Genomic DNA, 20190 nt, shown 5'->3' on the forward strand with positions numbered 1-20190 from the left:
TGTACAGCTTTTTATGCTGTGCTTTTTCGATCGGCATCTCCTATATTTTAACTACAGAGCGTGAAATGCACGCTATCAATTATTATTGGAAACACTATAACTATAAAACTGGGGGTGTATTATGAACGTTATTTTCTTGCTTGCGGCCTATTTGATCGGTTCGATTCCAACAGCATTAATTGTTGGAAAGCTGTTTTTCAAAATAGACATTCGTGAGCATGGGAGCAATAATCCTGGAGCAACAAACACGATTAGGGTGTTGGGAAAACGTGCTGGTCTCATTGTCTTAATTGTCGATATTGGAAAAGGAGCTTTAGCCGCAGCACTCCCGCTTCTATTTCATTTAGATATGGAGCCACTTACGCTCGGATTAATTGCTGTCGTCGGACACTGTTTTCCGATCTTCGCCCACTTTCGAGGCGGAAAAGCGATTGCCACAACTGCTGGCACCTTGCTTGTCGTCAATCCATGGATGCTCTTAATTGCCTATGTCACCTTTTTTGGAGTCATCTTCATCACAAAATATGTCTTTCTTGGCTCAATATCCGTTGGTGTTGCTCTATTGATCTATTCCTTCTTTCAACCAGGAATGGGATATGAACTTATCTTTTTCTTATTTATAGTATTTTTGCTTTTCCTGCACCGATCGAACATTCGCAATTTCATCGCCCATAAAGAGCCAAAAATCAATGACAAAAAGGTTAAAGACGATCGCATAAAGAAATAGACTCCTTGTAAAAACATTGTCAATTTATAAACAGCGTTGTAACAGTAAAATAAGAATTCATTCCGAAACAATCAAAGCCGGTGGAATTTTACGCGTCGTAAAATCTCATCGGCTTTTCATTGTCATTATAACTGATGTGGATGTTGATAGTGCTCATATACGCACCCTTTTCCCTCTTAAAGGCAAGATGCTTGAAAATGGCGCTCACACCATTGTTTAACTGAACCACCTGCTGAGTCACGCTTACTTGTTTCCTTCGTTTTAGTCGAATCAAGCTTGGATTCGAACTTATTCCCGATGGTTTGCTGCCCGGCTGGTCTAATCAGTCTTCTATTCGAACTTAATCCCGCTAATTGATGCTCGGGCACGTCTAATAGACCTGTGATTCGGACTTTCACCCAATAGCTGATGCTCGTTACGTTCAAATGAACCTGTGATTCGGACTCATCACCGCAATTTCTTGCTTGTTCCAGACGAATAGGCCTTTTAAAAAAGCTCACTTTAACTACTCAGCTCGTATAATCCGTCGAGCTTGCTTCTATGGATTTTTGTTATCTGTTGCTTTTCAGTTTTTCAATCATGCTGGTCGCACTGCGTGCCAAAGCTCTTGATCTGCTAAGTAGGTTTGTTTGATTTGCTTGTACATTTCTTTTTGTCTTTCTTGGAAATCAACTGCATCTTTAGAAGGCAATTTCTCGCGAAGATCGTCGACAAAGCTTTGTGCTTCAGGTGCTCTTGGGCCCCAAACAGCCTTTTCATTACCCTTATCATCAATAAAAATAAATATCGGGATTGAGCGTGCTGTTCCATTGGTCAAATATTGATCCATCAGTTCAAGATTGCTGTCTCGTAACACAAAGTGAACCTCTATTTCCAGCTCCTTAGCGATTTTCATTAAAATGGGATTGTTCATTAATGCATCTCCGCACCAATCCTCAGTCAAGACGATCGCTTTTGAAGCAACGTCTTTTAACGCTTGTAATTCCGCTCTAGCCGACTCATTTAGGGCAAATTGTTCGTAAACGGAATTCATTTCAGCAAGATTGACCTTCATTTGTTCTTTGTACTCATCATATGTGAACCCTTTATCAAACCATTCAAGTAAAGTCATTTCGATTCCCTCCATATAAAAAGCTGGTAAGCCTATTATAGCCTACCAGCCCTACTTACTAATAATTTAACGCTTTTGAATTTCCTGTTGTAAAAGTTTATTAACGATCTGCGGGTTGGCTTGACCTTTTGTCGCTTTCATCAATTGGCCAACAAGAAATCCAATTGCTTTGTTCTTGCCATTTTTAAAATCTTCAATCGATTGTGGATTCTTATCCAATACTTCGGTTACGACCTTTAGAAGCTCACCCTCATCGGAAATTTGAACAAGCCCTTTGTCCTTAACAATTTGTTCAGGATCGCCGCCGTTTTCGATTAATTCTTTAAAAACCGTTTTCGCAATCTTCGAGGAGATTGTTCCGTTCTCAATGAGTTTAATCATGCCCGCTAACCCTTCCGCCGTAAGGGCAATATCTGCTAATTCTTTTTGTTCCGCATTCAAGTAAGCTGAAAGCTCACCCATCAACCAGTTCGAGGCCTGTTTCGCATCAGCTCCGGCTGCGACAGTCGCTTCAAACAGATCTGCCATTTCCTTTGTCATTGTAAGGACACCCGCATCATATGGCGGTAGTCCCAATTCTTCTACATAGCGTTTTTTCCGTGCATCCGGAAGTTCAGGAATCTCTGCGCGAACCCTTGCTTTCCATTCTTCATCAATATACAAATCTAATAAATCAGGCTCCGGGAAGTAACGATAGTCATCAGAGCCCTCTTTAACGCGCATGAGCACAGTCTTTCCTGTCGCTTCATCAAAGCGGCGTGTTTCTTGTTCAATTTTGCCACCTGCAAGAATGACTTCCTCTTGACGCTTTTCTTCGTATTCCAGGCCTTTACGGACAAAGTTAAATGAGTTTAAGTTTTTCAATTCCGTTTTCGTACCGAACTCTTCCTGGCCGACTGGTCGAATCGAGATGTTCGCGTCACAGCGTAATGAGCCCTCTTCCATTTTACAATCAGATACACCTGTGTATTGAATTATCGATTTCAGTTTTTCCAAATATGCATAGGCTTCATTTGGCGTGCGGATATCTGGCTCTGATACGATTTCAATTAACGGCGTCCCCTGCCTGTTGTAATCACAGAGGGAATAACCTTGCTCATGGTTAAGCTTACCTGCGTCCTCTTCTAAATGAATGCGAGTAATCCCGATTTTCTTTTTGTAGCCATCCACTTCAATCTCGATCCAGCCATGCTCACCAATCGGCTTATCAAATTGAGAGATTTGGTACGCCTTCGGATTATCAGGATAAAAATAGTTTTTACGATCAAATTTTGTCTCCGTGGCAATTTCACAATTAAGAGCCATTGCTGCCTTCATGCCATAATCAACGACCTTTTTATTTAAAACCGGTAGTACACCTGGATAACCTAAATCGATAACGCTTGTATTTGTATTTGGTGCTGCTCCAAAATGATTGGGGCTGGAGGAAAAGATTTTTGATTCTGTTTTTAATTCAACATGGACTTCAAGTCCGATCACCGTTTCGAATTTCACTTATTCTCACCCCTTACAATTGTGGTTTTTGTTTATGAAAATCTGTTGCCTGTTCAAATGCATGCGCGACCCGATAAACAGTGCTCTCATCAAAATGCTTTCCGATAATTTGCAATCCAAGTGGAAGGCCATTGCTAAATCCACATGGAACAGAAATTCCTGGAACGCCTGCAAGGTTTACTGGGATTGTTAAAATATCATTTCGATACATCGTCATGGGATCAGCCGTATTTTCCCCCATTTTGAAAGCAGGAGTCGGCGTTGTTGGGCCAATAATAACATCGTATTTTTCAAAAATATTTTCAAAGTCTTGTTTAATAAGAGTACGTACTTTTTGTGCCTTTTTATAATAAGCGTCATAGTAGCCGGAGCTTAAAGCAAAGGTACCTAGCATAATCCGTCTCTTAACCTCATCCCCAAAGCCTTCTGCCCGCGTATTTTTATATAAATTCATCAATGTGTCTGCATTGGGGGAACGATATCCATATCTCACTCCATCGAAGCGAGCAAGGTTTGCGGATGCCTCTGATGAAGATAGTAAATAATAGGTTGCTAACGCATACTTAGAATGCGGCAGCGACACTTCCTCCCATGTTGCTCCTAATTTTTCAAGTATTTTGAGAGCATCTAACACAGATTGTTTGACCTCTTCTTTTACTCCTTCACCAATATACTCTTTTGGTACAGCTATTTTAAGCCCCTTTACATCACCTGTTAAAGATTGCACAAAATTAGGGACATCGACATTCACAGAAGTGGAATCCATCGGATCAAGCCCTGCGATAGCTTGGAGCAAATAGGCATTGTCCTCTACCGTTCTTGTTACAGGTCCAATTTGGTCTAATGATGAAGCAAACGCAACAAGACCAAAACGGGACACTCGTCCATAGGTTGGTTTCAGTCCCACAACACCGCAAAAGGATGCCGGCTGACGAATCGATCCGCCCGTATCAGATCCCAATGAAAATGGTACTTCTCCAGCTGCAACGGCAGCTGCCGAACCACCGGATGATCCGCCTGGCACCGTTTCAAGATTCCACGGGTTTTTTGTTTTTTGAAAGCCTGAGTTCTCTGTTGATGACCCCATAGCAAACTCGTCCATATTTAGCTTCCCAATTGTAATAGATTCAGCCGCTTGCAGCTTTTGTACGACCGTAGCATCATAAATTGGATTAAAATTATCGAGGATCTTACTCGCACAAGTTGTCCGTAAATTACGCGTAACGATATTATCCTTTATCCCGATAGGCATTCCAAAAAGGAGGCCTTTCGCTTCATCCGTACCTAATTTTTGCTCAAGCTCTTTTGCTTTTAAACGGGCTCTCTCTTCATCCAATGTCAAAAATGCTTCCACTTTATCATCCACTTGTTCGATTCTTCGATAAGATTCATCGACAAGATCGGAAACAGAAATTTCCTTTTTCTGCAATTGTTCATGAAGTACACTTAATTTCTGATCAAATAAACTCAAGCCATTTCCCCTCCTTACTCAATAATCGACGGCACTTTAATTTGGCCCTTTTCATGTTCAGGTGCATTTTTGAGAACTTCTTCTTGTGGAAGCCCCTTCGAAGGGATGTCTTCTCTCATCACATTTTTCATATCTAATACATGTGAAGTTGGCTCCACATTTTCAGTATCTACTTCATTTAAAAGCTCTGCGTATGTAATAATCTCATCAAGACTTTTCTTAAATTGGTGCACTTCTTCTTCTGTTACTGCTAATCTAGCTAAATGGGCTACATGTCGAACTTCTTCCTCTGATATTCTTGACATCGTCGTCACCTCCATATTTTATAGTTTTTTCACATTCCTCATTTCATTGTGAAAAACTTCATTCTTTATTGATTTTTCGTAAGTCAACAATAACTTGATAATATCAAAATTTACTGCTATAAAGCAACAGAGAGTAGATTTTTGCCTATTTTCATATTCAACAATAACAAAAAAGGATGTCCTAAAAACTTAAATTTTTAAGGACATCCCAATAGAGCATTTTCACATTGTGCTAGTATCAATGACAAAACGATATTTTACATCTGAAGCTAACACCCGTTTGTAAGCTTCATCGATCTGTTCTGCCGAAATCACTTCAATTTTTGGAACGATTTTATGCTCAGCGCAGAAATCCAGCATTTCTTGAGTCTCACGGATACCTCCAATCATCGAACCTGCAAATGAACGACGATGGCCAATCAAATTAAAGACATTTAAAGCCAATGGCTCTGCTGGTGCCCCGACATTTACTAAAGTGCCATCGAGAGTAAGCAAACGCAAATAAGCATCTAAATTAATTTTTGCGCTGACTGTATTAATTATTAAATCAAACGATCCATTCAACTTCTCGAACGTTTCTGGATTGCTTGTCGCATAATAATGATCTGCTCCCAATTGCAGGCCATCTTCCTTCTTCTTTAATGTTTGTGACAACACGGTCACCTCAGCCCCCATGGCATGCGCAATTTGCACAGCCATATGTCCAAGACCACCCATTCCAACAACGGCAACTTTTTCCCCTGGTCCGGCTTTCCAATGATTTAATGGCGAGTAGGTTGTAATCCCTGCGCAAAGTAATGGCGCTGCCTCATCAAGCTCAATATTATCGGGAATTTTGAGAACAAAATTTTCCTGTACGACAATATGAGTAGAATAGCCACCTTGAGTGGGTTCGCCATACTTATCAACACCTGCATAGGTTTGAATATTTCCTTTCAGGCAATACTGTTCCTCACCTTTAAGGCAGTTTTCACATTCGCCACAAGAATCTACCATACATCCGACTCCAACACGATCACCGATCTTATATTTGGTCACTTTTTCCCCTACATCGGTAACAATTCCTGCAATCTCATGACCAGGCACAAGTGGATAGTTTACCTGACCCCATTCTCCATGTGCCGTATGGATGTCAGAATGGCATATTCCGGCATATTTAATTTCAATTAAAACATCATGCAAATCTAAATCACGTCGCTTAATTTCAGCTGCACGGAACGGTTTGTCCGGTCCATCGACAGCTCTTGCCTTTGCCATTACCATTAATAACTCCTCCTTAAAAAGCTACATTTCAAGCGAATGAGTTTACTTTGTTTTCTCTTGCAACCTTATGTTAATCGTTATAGTTAACTCTAGGTCAAGTGTTTAACTTAAATTTTTCTAATCAAATTTCTTGAAATTTTGAATGGATGTAATTAGAGTTAACTCAAAGTCTATATGATGTAGAGAAAGAAGGTTACGTATTGAAAACTTATTCAATTAGTGAAGTAGCAAAAGAGTTGAACCTCACCACTTATACGCTACGTTATTATGATAAAGAAGGTTTGCTCCCTTTTGTTGAACGAAAAGCAAATGGCACCCGTATATTTAACCAATCTGATATTGAAGCTTTAAAAATTGTTGAGTGTCTAAAGTCAACAGGGATGCCGATTAAGGAAATAAAGCATTTCATTGATTGGTGTGGAGAAGGTGATTCAACCTTGCAAAAACGTTATGACATGTTTATGGAAAGGAAAGCTTGCGTAGAAGCACAGTTGGAGGAACTGAAAAAAACAATGGAAGTTATCGAACATAAATGTTCATACTACAAAACAGCGTTAGATGCCGGTACAGAGGATATTCATAAAAACGTTCATATTGCTGCTTCCCTTACTAAATAAAGAAAGTTACATGCGTTTAAAAGCAGGCAGTGGCTCCTTCTAACACTTTTAAGCCAAAGTTTTTGTTATAATTTGCTCATTTTTGCTTCGATTCCATGAAGCGATAAAGTTCCACATATAACTGAAAGACGTGTGAAGCCAAGGTATCATACGAAATAAGCCCTTTTTACCAAGGCCTAAACTCTATAGGCATGAGTTCAAATTCCGAGCAATAACTATAACTACTTTATTGCTCGGAAAATGGTGAAATTTGGCGACTTATTAGGAAATCTCTCACAATCGCATTAGCATTGGAACAAAAAGCTAGATACGAGCGTTTTTCGCTGCTTTCTATGTCTTAGAGACTTGTTCATCCGCGCCGCTTAAAAAGCTTCGAAAAGAAACCTTTCTTATCATTGCTTTCTTCATATGTGATCTTTGATTTCGTGACGTAAATGTCCTCTTTATCGATAGCATAGTCATGAGCAAGGACTAATCCAATATCAGAATTATGTTCTTTGTTTGTCACAATCGTATATTTGACATCATGATCAGTACAAATTTTCATGTATTTGGATAGATGTCTATAATCAATATTGCCATTTAGCAACAATGTAGCAGTACGGTTTAATTTTATCGCTGCTTCTACTTCTGAAAAAATGGTTTCCTCCCGGACTTGCGCTTGAGTGAGGGCAATAACGACTCTTTCCCTAAGTGTCCCTAAAAACTTTCTCCTTTCATCCGGATTAATTTCCTTTTGCCCATGAATCCCCTGCTGAAGATAATCCTCCAAATTTGGACCTGACATTGTAAACCCTCCTTACCTTAGGCTATTATGATCTATGTATAAACAAGAGCCAATGTTCATCATTGTTCAAACGATTGATTGAATAATTATAGTGTACCCAATTTCATCATAACAAAAAAGGAATACACCCTCTGGCTGCCAGCAAACCTTACTTTTTTGCCCTCTCTTCCTGTACGGAGTGTTTTCAATCAAACAACAAAAGAGTACTTTACCTTCCCCTGTTGAATTCCTTCCTCAAAACTTCATACTCAATGCAACATTTTCTACCACCTGAAAACAGTTTTAATATGTCGGTTTGATTTACGGCGTATTTCGTGTAAAATTTTGTACACACGAAATACGCCATAAATCATTTTATCAACCATTCTGTTTAACTCCGCATGAAGGTCTCATGAGGACAGCAAAGCCTAAATAAAAAGATGACTCCCTATTCAATACGGGAATCATCTTCTAGTTACTTAGACTCTTTTTTTTATGGTCCTGGGCACAGGTACATGGTTAAACATGAAATCCTTTTTTCATTAGTCCTTTCTTTAAGACAACTTCCATGCAGGAATTAATGAATGAAACTTAAAGAAGTAACTCATTGGAATATGCAGGACTGTGTATAGGACAAGCGTCAATAAATAGGTCAAAAACCATTGCCAGACGGATACGTTCAAGAATGTATAGAGTAAAAACATTCCGACTGGAAATGGAATGAACACAATTAACCACATTGGGCTACCAATTGCTTCCGTTAAAGCTCCAAGAGAAACAACGACAAAACCAATAATTAATGCTTGCCACAGAGGCAAGCCCTTTTGCAAAATGAGGCTTGCTATAAAATAAGAACATCCTGTCAAAAACACTGCAAGTAGAAAATTAAATAGATATTTCACTAAGAACCCTCCCGTAAGTTCTTCATTCATGCACCCCGTGAATCGCAAAATTCAGACAACAAGAGTTTATCATAGAAGGGTTCCGCCTGAGAACAGATTATGTGCATTCTTTACCTAAAGTTAATGATTCTGTTTGTAAAATTACTATAATCTGCATTCTTTTTTCGAATAATGGCCGTACAACGTTTGTTTTTCAAGGAATACAATGAAAATTCGAATGATTGCTATGGGGATGAATCGACGGACTTCTCTTAGCGCTCATCTTTATCCAACTATAATGGGGGCTTAGCGGTCGTTAAAAATGCTGGTAACAAGGCTGCTTTGCAACGTTGCTACCAGCATTACTTTTACACTTACTTTGTACTACTTGCTGTAAACTGTTCCTCTTCCGTTGAGCCTTTTAAGGCAGTCGTTGAAGATGTTCCTCCTGTGACAACCATCGACACTTGGTCGAAGTAGCCTGTGCCAACTTCCCGTTGGTGACGAGTTGCTGTATAACCATCGTGCTCACTTGCAAATTCTGCTTGCTGAAGCTCTGAATATGCTGCCATTCCCCGTTCTTTATAACCTAAAGCAAGCTTAAACATACTGTGGTTCAAAGCATGGAAACCGGCTAATGTAACAAACTGGAACTTATAACCCATTTTTCCTAGCTCAATTTGGAAATTAGCGATTTCTTCATCACTTAATTTCGCCTTCCAGTTGAAAGATGGCGAACAGTTATAGGCCAACAACTTGCCTGGATATTCCTTATGAATTGCTTCAGCAAAGGCGCGAGCCTCGTCGATATTTGGCTCAGACGTTTCGCACCAAATTAGATCGGCATACGGCGCATATGCAAGACCACGCGCGATTGCTTGCTCTAGCCCTGCCTTTGTACGGAAAAATCCTTCTGCTGTGCGTTCTCCGGTAATAAAAGCCCGATCATAAGGGTCGATATCACTTGTGATTAAATCTGCCGCATTGGCATCTGTTCTCGCCACAAGCACAGTTGGTACACCCATTACGTCTGCTGCTAGACGTGCAGAAATAAGGTTTCTAACTGCCGTTTGTGTTGGCAGCAGTACCTTCCCACCAAGATGTCCGCATTTTTTCTCGGAGGAAAGTTGATCCTCAAAGTGAACGCCTGCTGCTCCCGCTTCAATCATTCCCTTCATAAGCTCGAACACATTGAGTTGTCCTCCAAAGCCTGCTTCAGCATCCGCTACAATTGGAGCAAACCAATCGATCGAATGATCGCCTTCTAAATAATGGATTTGGTCAGCACGCTGCAGCGCTTGGTTAATCCGCTTTACAACACTTGGTACACTGTTGGCAGGGTACAGGCTTTGATCAGGGTACATATGCCCTGAGAGATTGGCATCTGCTGCCACTTGCCAGCCACTTAAATAAATTGCTTTAAGTCCGGCTTTTACTTGCTGCACCGCTTGGTTCCCAGTCAACGCACCGAGAGCATTGACAAAATCCTCTGTGTTTACAAGCTTCCACAACTTCTCAGCTCCACGGCGAGCAAGCGTATGTTCAATATCGATTGAGCCTCTTAGTTTAATAACTTCTTCAGCCGAATAAGGCCTTTCGATGCCCAACCACCGTTGATCTTGCTCCCAACTTGCTTGTAATTGCTCTGCTCTTTCGTTTGTCATTCCCATTCTCCTCTCACATTGAAATGTCTTCCTTTTTGTCTGCCTCATTTTGTTATAATACAGTATTACATTATATATTTTGTATTATATAACAGTAAAAATAAAAATGTAACCTTTTTTTGAAAATTTAAACAAAAAATCGGATATAAATCAGATTAAGAGAGTTTCTTTTAGGGATTATAATTTTCTAGATTAGGAAAAAATAGACAACATAAATAAAACGATAATTGAAGGATGATGTAGATGGTTTATATTTTGCTAATAATCGGCTTTGTCCTGTTAATAAAAGGAGCTGATTTTTTTGTGGAAGGCTCCTCCAATATCGCTGCCCTGCTCAAAATTGCACCGATGATAATCGGCCTGACGATCGTTTCTTTTGGAACGAGCTCACCTGAAGCTGCTGTCAGTATTACCGCGGCACTTAACGGGAATGCCGGAGTAACCCTTGGAAATGTTGTCGGGAGCAATATTTTTAATATTACTTTAGTCATTGGAATCTCAGCATTTCTTAATCCTTTAAAGGTCGAAAGCGATACAATCCGTAAAGAAATTCCGTTCACACTTTTAGCGAGTGTCGCTTTGTTTATTATGATTAGTGATATTTCTCTCCAATTTTTTGATGCGAATTCTCTCACACGTGGAGATGGACTCATCCTGCTATTGTTTTTTGCCATTTTCATGTACTACGTTATTGAGATTGCACTTAATAGTAGGGAGCAGGGACTTCATGAAGAATCTAACAAAAAAACAGGCTCTTGGGGCAAAAATATTGTCTTTACGATTGGAGGACTTGCCGGAATTATTTTGGGCGGCAATATAGTCGTCGATAGCAGTACAACCATTGCCTATTCGCTTGGAATGAGTGAAACATTAGTCGGACTGACCATTGTTGCGATCGGCACATCTTTACCTGAATTGATTACCTCTGTTACTGCTTCATATAAAAAGCTTAGTGAAATTGCCTTGGGTAATATTGTCGGAAGTAATATCTTTAACATATTGTTCGTACTTGGAGCATCATCCGCAATTTCCCCACTTCCAGTTGATGGAAAGCTGTTTACGGATGTTATCTTAATGATCGGTTTAACAATCCTTCTTTTTATCTTTTCCCGCTCTAATTATCGAATTGGTAAAATCGAAGGGGTGATTATGGCATTAACCTATGTTGCTTATATGGTTTTCATCATAATGAGAAACTAACTTGATGAGGAATCGCATTATGATTGCTTTTTCCGGAATTGCACATGAAATTTCCGGAATTGTTACTGATTTTTCCGGAATTAGACACGAAATTCCGGAATTATTTTTCATTTTTCCGGAATCCAATCCCCACGGCTCTCTCTGAAATGGCGTATAGATTTAAATTTTCAGCATGGCTATCATTATAAACAAAAAACCGCACTCCCGTAACTTCGGAATGCGGTTTAACTATCTATCTTTTATTAATACATTTCAGATGTTGTCTTGGCCTGCATGTGAAGTAATAAGTAGTCTGGGCCACCAGCTTTGGAGTCAGTTCCAGACATGTTGAAGCCACCAAATGGTTGGTAACCAACGATTGCACCTGTACACCCACGGTTGAAGTATAAGTTTCCAACATGGAAGTCTTCACGCGCTTGTTCCATATGTTCACGGTTTGATGTAATGACAGCTCCCGTTAAACCATATTCTGTATTGTTAGCAATTTCTAATGCTTCATCAAAGTCTTTCGCTTTTGTGAAACCAACAACTGGACCAAAAATTTCTTCCTGCATCAATCTTGCTGTTGGAGAAAGATCTGCAAAAACAGTAGGCTTAACGAAGAAGCCTGTAGAGCTATCGCCTTCTCCTCCGGTCATTAAGCGACCTTCTTCTTTTCCGATTTCGATATAGCTCATGATTTTATCAAAAGCTGCTTGGTCAATAACAGGCCCCATAAAATTATTTTGGTCTTCCGGGTTTCCTTGAGTCAGTTGGTTTGTTAATTCGACAACACGAGTTAGCACTTGATCGTACACATCTTCCACAATTACTGCACGAGAGCAAGCTGAACATTTTTGTCCAGAAAAACCGAAGGCAGATGCAACAATCGATTGAGCGGCAAGCTCTAAATCAGCTTCCTTATCCACGACAATGGTGTCTTTTCCACCCATTTCAGCAATTACTCGCTTGAGCCAAATTTGACCTTCATTCAACTTTGAAGCTCTTTCATAGATTCGTAGACCGACATCACGAGAACCCGTGAAGCTGATGAAACGAGTGTCTTTATGGTCCACTAAATAATCGCCAACTTCCGCTCCGCTTCCTGGTACAAAGTTCAGAACCCCTTTAGGTAGTCCTGCTTCTTCCATCACTTCTACAAATTTCGCTGCAACAACAGGTGTTGTAGATGCTGGTTTTAATAAGACAGTATTTCCTGAAACAATTGCGGCAACAGTCGTTCCAGCCATAATCGCTAACGGAAAATTCCATGGTGAAATAATGACACCTACACCAAGCGGAATGTAATCATAACGGTTATATTCATTTGGTCGGCTTTGTACCGGAACACCGTCCTTTAGCTTTAACATTTGACGGGCGTAAAACTCCAGGAAATCAATCGCTTCTGCTGTATCAGCATCAGCTTCTCTCCATGGTTTTCCAGCTTCTTTTGTTAATAGCGCCGAGAATTCATGCTTGCGTCGACGAATGATCGCAGCTGCTTTAAATAACACATCTGCACGCATTTCAGGCTTTGCCTTTTTCCATGTTTTAAACGCTTTCACAGCCGCCTGCATCGCTTGCTCAGCAAGATCCTTATTAGCCTTCGAAACACGCCCAATGACTTCAGCCTTGTTCGCTGGATTAATTGAAACAATTTTATCCTCAGTGGAAATGCGCTCACCACCAATGACGAGATCATAATCCTTTCCTAAATACCCTTCAACTGTCTTTAAAGCTTGTAAATAGCCTTCACGTTCCTTTTCTACTGAAAAATCTGTAAATGGCTCATGCTTATATTCCTGTACCAATCAAACCGCCTCCTTAGTACTGATTATGTAAGAAAATTCCACAAAAGACTTAAAGAAAACGAACTTTTCGCAAAGAAACACAATAGTTCGTATTTTTAAACTAAGCCTTTATGAAATTGACTAACGAAGTATTCACTCACATTCTATCAGTTTTACTTATATCGTTCAATCATCTTAAAATAGTCTTTATTTCAAGATCAATAGCAAGAGCCTCAATTGAGGCCCTGGCTTGTTCAATATGGGTCTGAAGGGTGTCCTACTTGTTCCGCCTGCTGTACCGCTTCCTCTGTTTTTGTTGTGCCGATAGGCCCATGGCCAGTTTCCATATGCATCATCTTCAATCCTTCTGCGACTCGCTTGCCATAATCTGGGTCGCATTTTGTTAAATGCTCGACCATCGCATCCTGTATTTCCTTCCGGCAGGAGTGTAGGGTATTAACAAGATTATTAATTAATTCATTTCGCTCCCACTCATTAAATCTACGGTATGTTTCGCCAGCTTGACCATAGTTATTCTGACGCTCGATTGCCTCTCGTTTTACTTCACCTTCGACGTGTGGCGTGTACTCCTTGCCTACCTGCTTCGCTTCTTTTAACCCACCGATAATGGAAGGCTCATAATTGACATGAGGATTTTGATGGGTACCTTGGTCCACTCGGTATTCCATTTGACCTCCCCTTTGATTTGTTGCCACATGCTTTTTCGGAGCATTGATGGGCAGTTGCAAATAATTTGCTCCAACCCGATAACGCTGCGTATCCGAATAGGCGAATGTTCGCCCTTGAAGTAGCTTATCATCAGAGAAATCTAGTCCATCAACTAAAACCCCTGTTCCAAATGCAGCTTGTTCAACTTCAGCATGAAAGTTTTGTGGATTTTTGTTTAAAACTAATTTTCCGACTTTTCTCCATGGTACATCGTCTTTATACCAAAGCTTCGTTGGATCAAGTGGATCAAAATCCCATTCGGAATGCTCATCATCTGAAATAATTTGTACATACATCTCCCACTCAGGATATTCTCCCTTTTCAATTGCTTCATACAAGTCCTGTGTTGCATGATTGAAGTTTTTCCCCTGAATTTCCTCTGCTTCTGCTTGGGTTAAATTTTTAATTCCTTGCAAAGGCTCGAAATGATACTTTACTAGCACCGCTTTCCCTTCATCATTGACCCAACGATAGGCATGAACTCCGGAACCTTGCATTTGACGATAATTAGCTGGTATTCCCCAAGGAGAGAATAAGAACGTAATCATATGCATCGCTTCTGGAGATTGAGATATAAAATCAAAAATTCTTTCCCCATCCTGAATATTTGTCACAGGATCTGGTTGAAATGCGTGAACTAAGTCTGGAAATTTTAACGGATCACGAATAAAGAAAATTTTCAAATTATTTCCAACTAAATCCCAATTGCCATCCTCCGTATAAAATTTGACAGCAAACCCGCGCGGATCTCTTAAAGTCTCAGGCGAATGCTTACCATGATTGACAGTAGAAAAGCGAACAAATACAGGCGTCTTTTTACCCTTTTCCTGAAAAAGCTTTGCCCTTGTATATTTAGATATGGGTTCATCTCCGATCGTTCCATAGGCTTCAAAATACCCATGTGCTCCTGCTCCTCGTGCATGTACGACCCGCTCAGGAATACGCTCTCTGTCAAAATGACTGATCTTCTCCAAAAAGTCGTAATTCTCAAGCGTTGTCGGTCCACGATTACCGACTGTTCTAACATTTTGATTGTCCGTGACAGGGTGGCCTTGACGATTGGTTAATGTATCCTCCGTCTCATTCTCCCCAGTCTTGTTTTTCAACACTTCCTCTGAACCTTCCACATTTGTTCCAAAGTACTCATTTTCCTTTTTACCCATCAGTCTACCTCTCTTTTCATTAATAGTTAACACTATCAATATGCGCATTGAGAGGGCATTTTATGAAAGAAAGGTAATTATTAGAGAGATTTTATTAACGAAATGATTTCAGGAAGGATAATAAATAACACAAGCCCTGCACAAATGAGGAGCGCACCAAATAAATAATATAATTGCCTATTGCGATAAATTTGGATGATCAGTATGACGTTGGAAACAAGCATGATCAGAAGGAGCCAAATAGAATTACCTTTCTCAATCAACTCACCATCTTCAAGTGCAAAAAACCCCATCATTATCAATAAAACAAAAGTTATAAAGAAAAATTTCTTTCCTTTTTTATTCCAATTTGACGTTTCTATTTTATTTTCAGCCATCCACGATTTGCCCCTATTCATTCTTTAGTGCTATTAAGGTTCATCTTCTCTGCTTTCGCTTCAAACCAATTCTAATAAAACGACATGACAAACTGACTGACTGGTTCAACAGCCTTTTTCCAGCTCCAAATTTGATTGCTTCCTAACAAAACAAATAGAAGCATTGCTAGTAACTGCATGTTCGAAAATGCTAGATTCCCATTTCCGTTAATTCGTCAAGATTGCTGCCACTCAAACGGAACAGCTAATAAACTTAACCATACAAATACGTTAGCAATCAGCCTAAATTGCCAATTTCCCAATGAGACTCCCTCCCGCAAAAATCAACTCAGCTCATTCACTTTTCATGAAAGGCAGAATAGTTGTAAAGCCTTTTGCCTGAAGAACAAGCCCTCTATTGCCGCTTTCTCCTTAGAAATAATTGGATTTTTTCGTCCAATCAAACGTTTGTACAATTCCTAATTAACACTGACTTCTTTATTGTCTATATCATATTCAATAATCGTTCCTATTCGGTTGCTCAGGCGAAATCATGAAGAATTTTCACGGTTTCATTTCTTTTCCCCTCTGCTGTTTGCTCACGAATTTCATAGATTTCAAATGTTCCTTTTTCAAAGAACAGCGGAAATCTTCTTCTAAACCATGGCTGCATCGGTAAATTTAATGCCTCCTTAATCGGTACCCAGCGCAATTCTCCCTCTGGCGGATTATCAAGCAGCTCTCCTTCGAATGACTTCGCTAAGTAATTAAAGACCATATAACGATAATTTTGTTGCGGATCGACAAACTCAGCCAACCCTTTATAAATTAGCTCCTTAACCTTTAAGCCTGTCTCCTCCCGGACTTCTCGAATGGCCCCCTCAGTCAGACTTTCAGGAAAATCAACTTTTCCACCGGCAGCGATGTATCCTGGAAATCCTCGCTCACTCGGCCTGTTAATTTAATAACACCTTATCCCCATCCTGCACTAAACACATGGTGAACATATCAGCTTTGACCATTGCTGTATTTCTCCTTTTTTTAAACATATGTATGAAAAACAGACCATTGCCAAATTGACTGGTCTGCTAAGTGTATATACTAAGTTCTCTTATTTTTGGACAAATGCTCTAAATACTCCACGAAACACACTAAAAATGATGACTAGACAAATGATCAATGCAATCATGCGATTAAACCCATTCGGCTCCCCAAAAATCAATAGAAATAGATCAGCAAAGCTATAAGGAACAAGAGCTGGTAGGAGAAATAATCCCGTTAATATCCCTGCAGCTAAATATATAAGATATTTTTTCTTATTCATGTAGTCCCTCCGATCGTTTGCACGACATCTTTATTTTAATTCTAGCATAAAATTCCAGCATTGAACGTAAAAAAGCCTAAATTGACAGACGACAATTTAGGCTTTCATTTGTTTAATTGTAAATATGCACAAATGGGTCGTTTTGATCGACTTTGCGGACGATTAATGCTTCCGGTCCATTCACAGAAGAGATGTTCACTTCAACCGAAATATAGTTTGGAAAATGATCCACTATTAAGCCCGTTACATACTGAGTAAACCCGATCGTCTCCGCTTTTCCATAAAATTGAATGGGGATACTGATGCTTAAATCCTGAAGTTCATTATCGCTATAAAAGGCTTTTCCAATTACGCCATTAAAGTTTGGGAAGAATTCTTCCACATCCTGTTTGAAATTTAAAAAGGTCGTTAAATCATCTCGATAATTATTTTGAGCATCTGTCGATGGGAATAGAACATAGTCTTCCTTCACATTTTCCCAGCTGCCAAGTTTTGAGCTGCCCTCTGACACATTTGCATAAGCAAAGAAATTACCTGGCACAACAGATGAGTTGCTTTCCTGTTCAAACAAAGCAATCGTAATCGGTACTTTTTCCAGCCCTTTGATTTGTCTTAAACGCGTCACAACCTCTTGCGCAATTTTTTTTCCTTCACTATCCAATTTAGCGTGATCAATCTTTGTTTCCAATGTTGGCCCATACTGGATTTCTTGGAAATAGTGAACGGAGTTTAACGCTAAGCCGATGACAATTCCTCCAAGACGGGCCGTTTCGCCTTCTTTCACAAGATAATTATGCTCCAAAATATGGGCTAAATAAATAGGATTTTCTTTATTTCTTGTTTTTACATCGCCTTTTCCCGGATCTGCAGGGTTAAGTCCGATGTTATCTTCTGGTTTAATCTTCATTTGCTCTAATTGCTCATCCGTATATTTTCGGTTCAGCCACAAACCAACTGTTTTACGATCTAAATACTGTCCCTCTTGAAAATAAAATTTATCGGTATTAAAGACGTTTTGGGCAATTCGCATCAACCCTGTTTCGAATTCATCAATATCGTATCTTGTATTTAATTGGCTAACCGTTAAACCGCGGGCTTCAGAAGGCACAAATGGTATTATCGTTTGATAATATTGATCAGATATTTTATATTTTGGGATAATCGCTTTCTCTTTCGAGTCATCCTTTTCCTGAACGATCTCCTGTTCCTTTTGAAAATTAGGAGCGCAGCCAGTTAGTAAAAGGAAAAAAGCTAAAACGACCAATGAGATCTTTCTCACGGTACATTCACCTCTTAATTCCGTAGTAAGTTCTTCTTATCTCTAGTGTACTTAAGACTTCTTCAATTCATCTATTAATTTCTCCTCATTCCATACTTCAACACCTAGTTCCTCTGCCTTTGACAGCTTGGAACCAGCATCTTCTCCTGCAATGACAAGATCCGTTTTCTTACTGACACTTCCGGAAACCTTTCCACCGAGCTTTTCAATTTCCTCTTTTGCCTCATTGCGGGATAACTGTTCAAGCTTACCTGTTAAAACAATTGTTTTTCCTGCGAAAAATGATGTAGATTCTTCGAGCGAGACGGGCTTTGGCCCCTTATATTCTGTATTCACTCCGATTGCTTTTAATTCCTCGAGCAAATCCTTTACTTCTTCAAGCTCAAAATAAGAAACAATCGAATCCGCCATTTTATCGCCAATTTCATTGATAGCCGTTAGTTGTTCGGAGGTTGCTTCTGCTAAATTATCGAGTGTATTAAACTCCATTGCCAACGTCTTTGCTGCTTTTGCCCCTACATGTCTGATCCCCAAACCAAAGAGCAGCCTCTCGAGAGAGTTGCTTTTAGAAGCTTCAATTGCTTGCAACAGATTGCTTACTGACTTTTCGCCCATTCTTTCCAATGCCAACAGTTGTTCTCTTGTGAGCTTATAAATATCTGCTACATCCTCAATCAACTGTGCAGAGAAAAGCTGACCAATTACTTTTTCACCCAACCCATCAATATTCATAGCATCTCTGGATACGAAATGAATCAACCCTTCGCGAATTTGTGCCGGACATTTCGGGTTAATACAGCGTAATGCCACTTCTCCTTCAAGTCTTACAAGTTCACTTTCACACTCTGGACAATGGGTCGGCATTTGAAAATCGATTTCTTTTCCTGTACGACTGTCTGCTAAGACGTTGACGACTTCAGGAATAATATCCCCTGCCTTTTTAACGACAACCTGATCACCAATTTTAATATCTTTTTCCCGAATCAAGTCTTCATTGTGCAAAGACGCCCGTTGCACGGTTGTTCCTGCAACACGAACAGGTTCTAAAATCGCAGTTGGCGTCACGACACCCGTTCGTCCTACACTTAACTCAATATCTTTAAGGATCGTCACCACTTCTTCTGCGGGAAATTTATACGCGATCGCCCAGCGAGGACTTTTTGCAGTGAAGCCTAGAATCCTTTGTTGTTCTAAAGAGTCGACCTTAATGACAAGCCCATCTATTTCATAAGGAAGATGCGGTCTTTTCTCAGCCCAGCCTGCAACGAACTCAATCACTTCCTCGATTGTTTTGCACATCTTTCTTTCCTTATTCGTTTTAAATCCTAATCGATCTAAAAGCTCAAGTGCTCCACTATGGGAATCGACACCTGCTGCTTCTGTATTAGCAATGCTATAAAGAAAAACATCTAAATTTCGCGAAGCCGCAATTTTTGTATCTAATTGCCTTAAAGAGCCTGCTGCTGCATTGCGCGGGTTTGCAAACGGCTCCTCTTCACGCTCCTTTTTCAGCCTATTTAAAGCTTCAAAAGAACGTTTTGGCATGAATACCTCTCCGCGAACCTCAATGGACACAGGCTCACGCAAACGCAATGGAATCGAGCGAATCGTCCGTAAATTTGCGGTAATATCCTCTCCGGTTGTCCCATCACCTCGAGTTGCCCCGCGAATAAATAAACCATTTTCATAGCGTAAAGAAACGGCCAAGCCATCAATTTTTAACTCACATACATAGGAATGATCCATGCCAACAGCCTGGGTAACGCGGCGATCAAAATCAACCAAGTCCTGCTCATTAAAGGCATTGCCCAGGCTGAGCATCGGAATTTCATGCTGAACTTTTTCAAACAGGTCAAGAACCTGCCCTCCTACCCGTTGTGTAGGTGAGTCAGAAGTCTTTAGCTGCGGAAATCGTTCTTCAATCTGAATTAACTGTTGCATCAATCGATCATATTCTGAATCTGGAACGGAAGGTTTATCTAATACATGGTATTCATAATTATACTGATTCAATCTTTGATGAAGTTCTTTTACTTCTTTTTCTGCCGTTTGAAGATCCATCTTCCCACCC

18 protein-coding genes and 1 pseudogene are annotated in these 20190 nt (G+C 40.0%); 3 read left to right on the forward strand and 16 right to left on the reverse strand.

Translation table 11 applies throughout. The features are described from left to right. Positions 1 to 121: 121 nt before the first annotated feature. Entirely contained in the window at positions 122 to 727 is a 606-nt protein-coding gene (gene plsY, locus FCJ93_RS04830) for a glycerol-3-phosphate 1-O-acyltransferase PlsY (protein ID WP_095309080.1), read from the forward strand. Between the two features lie 176 nt (positions 728 to 903). On the opposite strand, the gene FCJ93_RS04835 is transcribed toward plsY, so the two are convergent. The 6 genes from FCJ93_RS04835 to FCJ93_RS04860 form a co-directional block, all read right to left on the reverse strand. Beyond that, positions 904 to 1227 (reverse strand): hypothetical protein, encoded by a 324-nt coding sequence (locus FCJ93_RS04835; protein ID WP_095309081.1) that lies wholly within the window; start codon positions 1225 to 1227, stop codon positions 904 to 906. 77 nt (positions 1228 to 1304) lie between these two features. Further along, on the reverse strand, positions 1305 to 1838 hold the full coding sequence (locus FCJ93_RS04840; protein WP_137743053.1) for a thioredoxin family protein: 534 nt from the start codon (positions 1836 to 1838) through the stop codon (positions 1305 to 1307). A 66-nt stretch (positions 1839 to 1904) separates the two neighbouring features. Then, positions 1905 to 3332: an Asp-tRNA(Asn)/Glu-tRNA(Gln) amidotransferase subunit GatB gene (gene gatB, locus FCJ93_RS04845; RefSeq protein WP_095309085.1), complete on the reverse strand. Its 1428-nt coding sequence runs from the start codon at positions 3330 to 3332 to the stop codon at positions 1905 to 1907. 13 nt (positions 3333 to 3345) lie between these two features. Further along, positions 3346 to 4803 (reverse strand): Asp-tRNA(Asn)/Glu-tRNA(Gln) amidotransferase subunit GatA, encoded by a 1458-nt coding sequence (gatA, locus tag FCJ93_RS04850; RefSeq protein WP_137743054.1) that lies wholly within the window; start codon positions 4801 to 4803, stop codon positions 3346 to 3348. 14 nt (positions 4804 to 4817) lie between these two features. Beyond that, positions 4818 to 5108, reverse strand: a complete 291-nt coding sequence (gatC, locus tag FCJ93_RS04855) for an Asp-tRNA(Asn)/Glu-tRNA(Gln) amidotransferase subunit GatC (RefSeq protein WP_095309089.1) — start codon at positions 5106 to 5108, stop codon at positions 4818 to 4820. Positions 5109 to 5330: 222 nt separating this feature from the next. Then, entirely contained in the window at positions 5331 to 6371 is a 1041-nt protein-coding gene (locus FCJ93_RS04860) for an NAD(P)-dependent alcohol dehydrogenase (RefSeq protein WP_137743055.1), read from the reverse strand. Between the two features lie 200 nt (positions 6372 to 6571). On the opposite strand from FCJ93_RS04860, the gene FCJ93_RS04865 reads away from it, so the two are divergent. Further along, positions 6572 to 6988, forward strand: coding sequence for a MerR family transcriptional regulator (locus FCJ93_RS04865; protein ID WP_095309093.1), 417 nt, complete (start codon positions 6572 to 6574; stop codon positions 6986 to 6988). A 349-nt stretch (positions 6989 to 7337) separates the two neighbouring features. Here the strand turns inward: FCJ93_RS04865 and FCJ93_RS04870 are convergent, their stop codons facing one another. From FCJ93_RS04870 to aceA, 3 genes are all read right to left on the reverse strand, one after another. Further along, positions 7338 to 7775: a YueI family protein gene (locus FCJ93_RS04870; RefSeq protein ID WP_095309106.1), complete on the reverse strand. Its 438-nt coding sequence runs from the start codon at positions 7773 to 7775 to the stop codon at positions 7338 to 7340. Positions 7776 to 8308: 533 nt separating this feature from the next. Then, the gene (locus tag FCJ93_RS04875) at positions 8309 to 8656 is read right to left on the reverse strand and encodes a hypothetical protein (protein WP_170211209.1); all 348 of its coding nucleotides are present in this window, start codon (positions 8654 to 8656) and stop codon (positions 8309 to 8311) included. Between the two features lie 353 nt (positions 8657 to 9009). After that, positions 9010 to 10299, reverse strand: coding sequence for an isocitrate lyase (gene aceA, locus FCJ93_RS04880; protein ID WP_095309110.1), 1290 nt, complete (start codon positions 10297 to 10299; stop codon positions 9010 to 9012). A gap of 243 nt (positions 10300 to 10542) precedes the next feature. On the opposite strand from aceA, the gene FCJ93_RS04885 reads away from it, so the two are divergent. Continuing rightward, positions 10543 to 11499 (forward strand): calcium/sodium antiporter, encoded by a 957-nt coding sequence (locus tag FCJ93_RS04885; RefSeq protein WP_137743057.1) that lies wholly within the window; start codon positions 10543 to 10545, stop codon positions 11497 to 11499. A 242-nt stretch (positions 11500 to 11741) separates the two neighbouring features. Here the strand turns inward: FCJ93_RS04885 and pruA are convergent, their stop codons facing one another. The 7 genes and pseudogenes from pruA to ligA form a co-directional block, all read right to left on the reverse strand. Then, entirely contained in the window at positions 11742 to 13289 is a 1548-nt protein-coding gene (pruA, locus tag FCJ93_RS04890; protein WP_095309114.1) for an L-glutamate gamma-semialdehyde dehydrogenase, read from the reverse strand. Between the two features lie 233 nt (positions 13290 to 13522). Beyond that, entirely contained in the window at positions 13523 to 15160 is a 1638-nt protein-coding gene (gene katX, locus FCJ93_RS04895) for a catalase KatX (protein WP_137743058.1), read from the reverse strand. An 80-nt stretch (positions 15161 to 15240) separates the two neighbouring features. Beyond that, complete coding sequence (locus tag FCJ93_RS04900) at positions 15241 to 15537, reverse strand: hypothetical protein (RefSeq protein WP_137743059.1); 297 nt, start codon at positions 15535 to 15537, stop codon at positions 15241 to 15243. 520 nt (positions 15538 to 16057) lie between these two features. Next, positions 16058 to 16538, reverse strand: a pseudogene (locus FCJ93_RS04905) (NUDIX domain-containing protein). A gap of 89 nt (positions 16539 to 16627) precedes the next feature. Beyond that, positions 16628 to 16840, reverse strand: coding sequence for a hypothetical protein (locus tag FCJ93_RS04910; RefSeq protein ID WP_095309119.1), 213 nt, complete (start codon positions 16838 to 16840; stop codon positions 16628 to 16630). Positions 16841 to 16952: 112 nt separating this feature from the next. Beyond that, complete coding sequence (locus tag FCJ93_RS04915; protein WP_095309121.1) at positions 16953 to 18119, reverse strand: CamS family sex pheromone protein; 1167 nt, start codon at positions 18117 to 18119, stop codon at positions 16953 to 16955. A 51-nt stretch (positions 18120 to 18170) separates the two neighbouring features. Further along, positions 18171 to 20180: an NAD-dependent DNA ligase LigA gene (gene ligA, locus FCJ93_RS04920; RefSeq protein ID WP_095309123.1), complete on the reverse strand. Its 2010-nt coding sequence runs from the start codon at positions 20178 to 20180 to the stop codon at positions 18171 to 18173. Positions 20181 to 20190: the final 10 nt, after the last annotated feature.

Origin of the sequence: Robertmurraya siralis (assembly GCF_005502275.1) — a bacterium.
In the GTDB taxonomy this organism is placed as follows: Bacteria; Bacillota; Bacilli; order Bacillales; family Cytobacillaceae; genus Robertmurraya; species Robertmurraya siralis.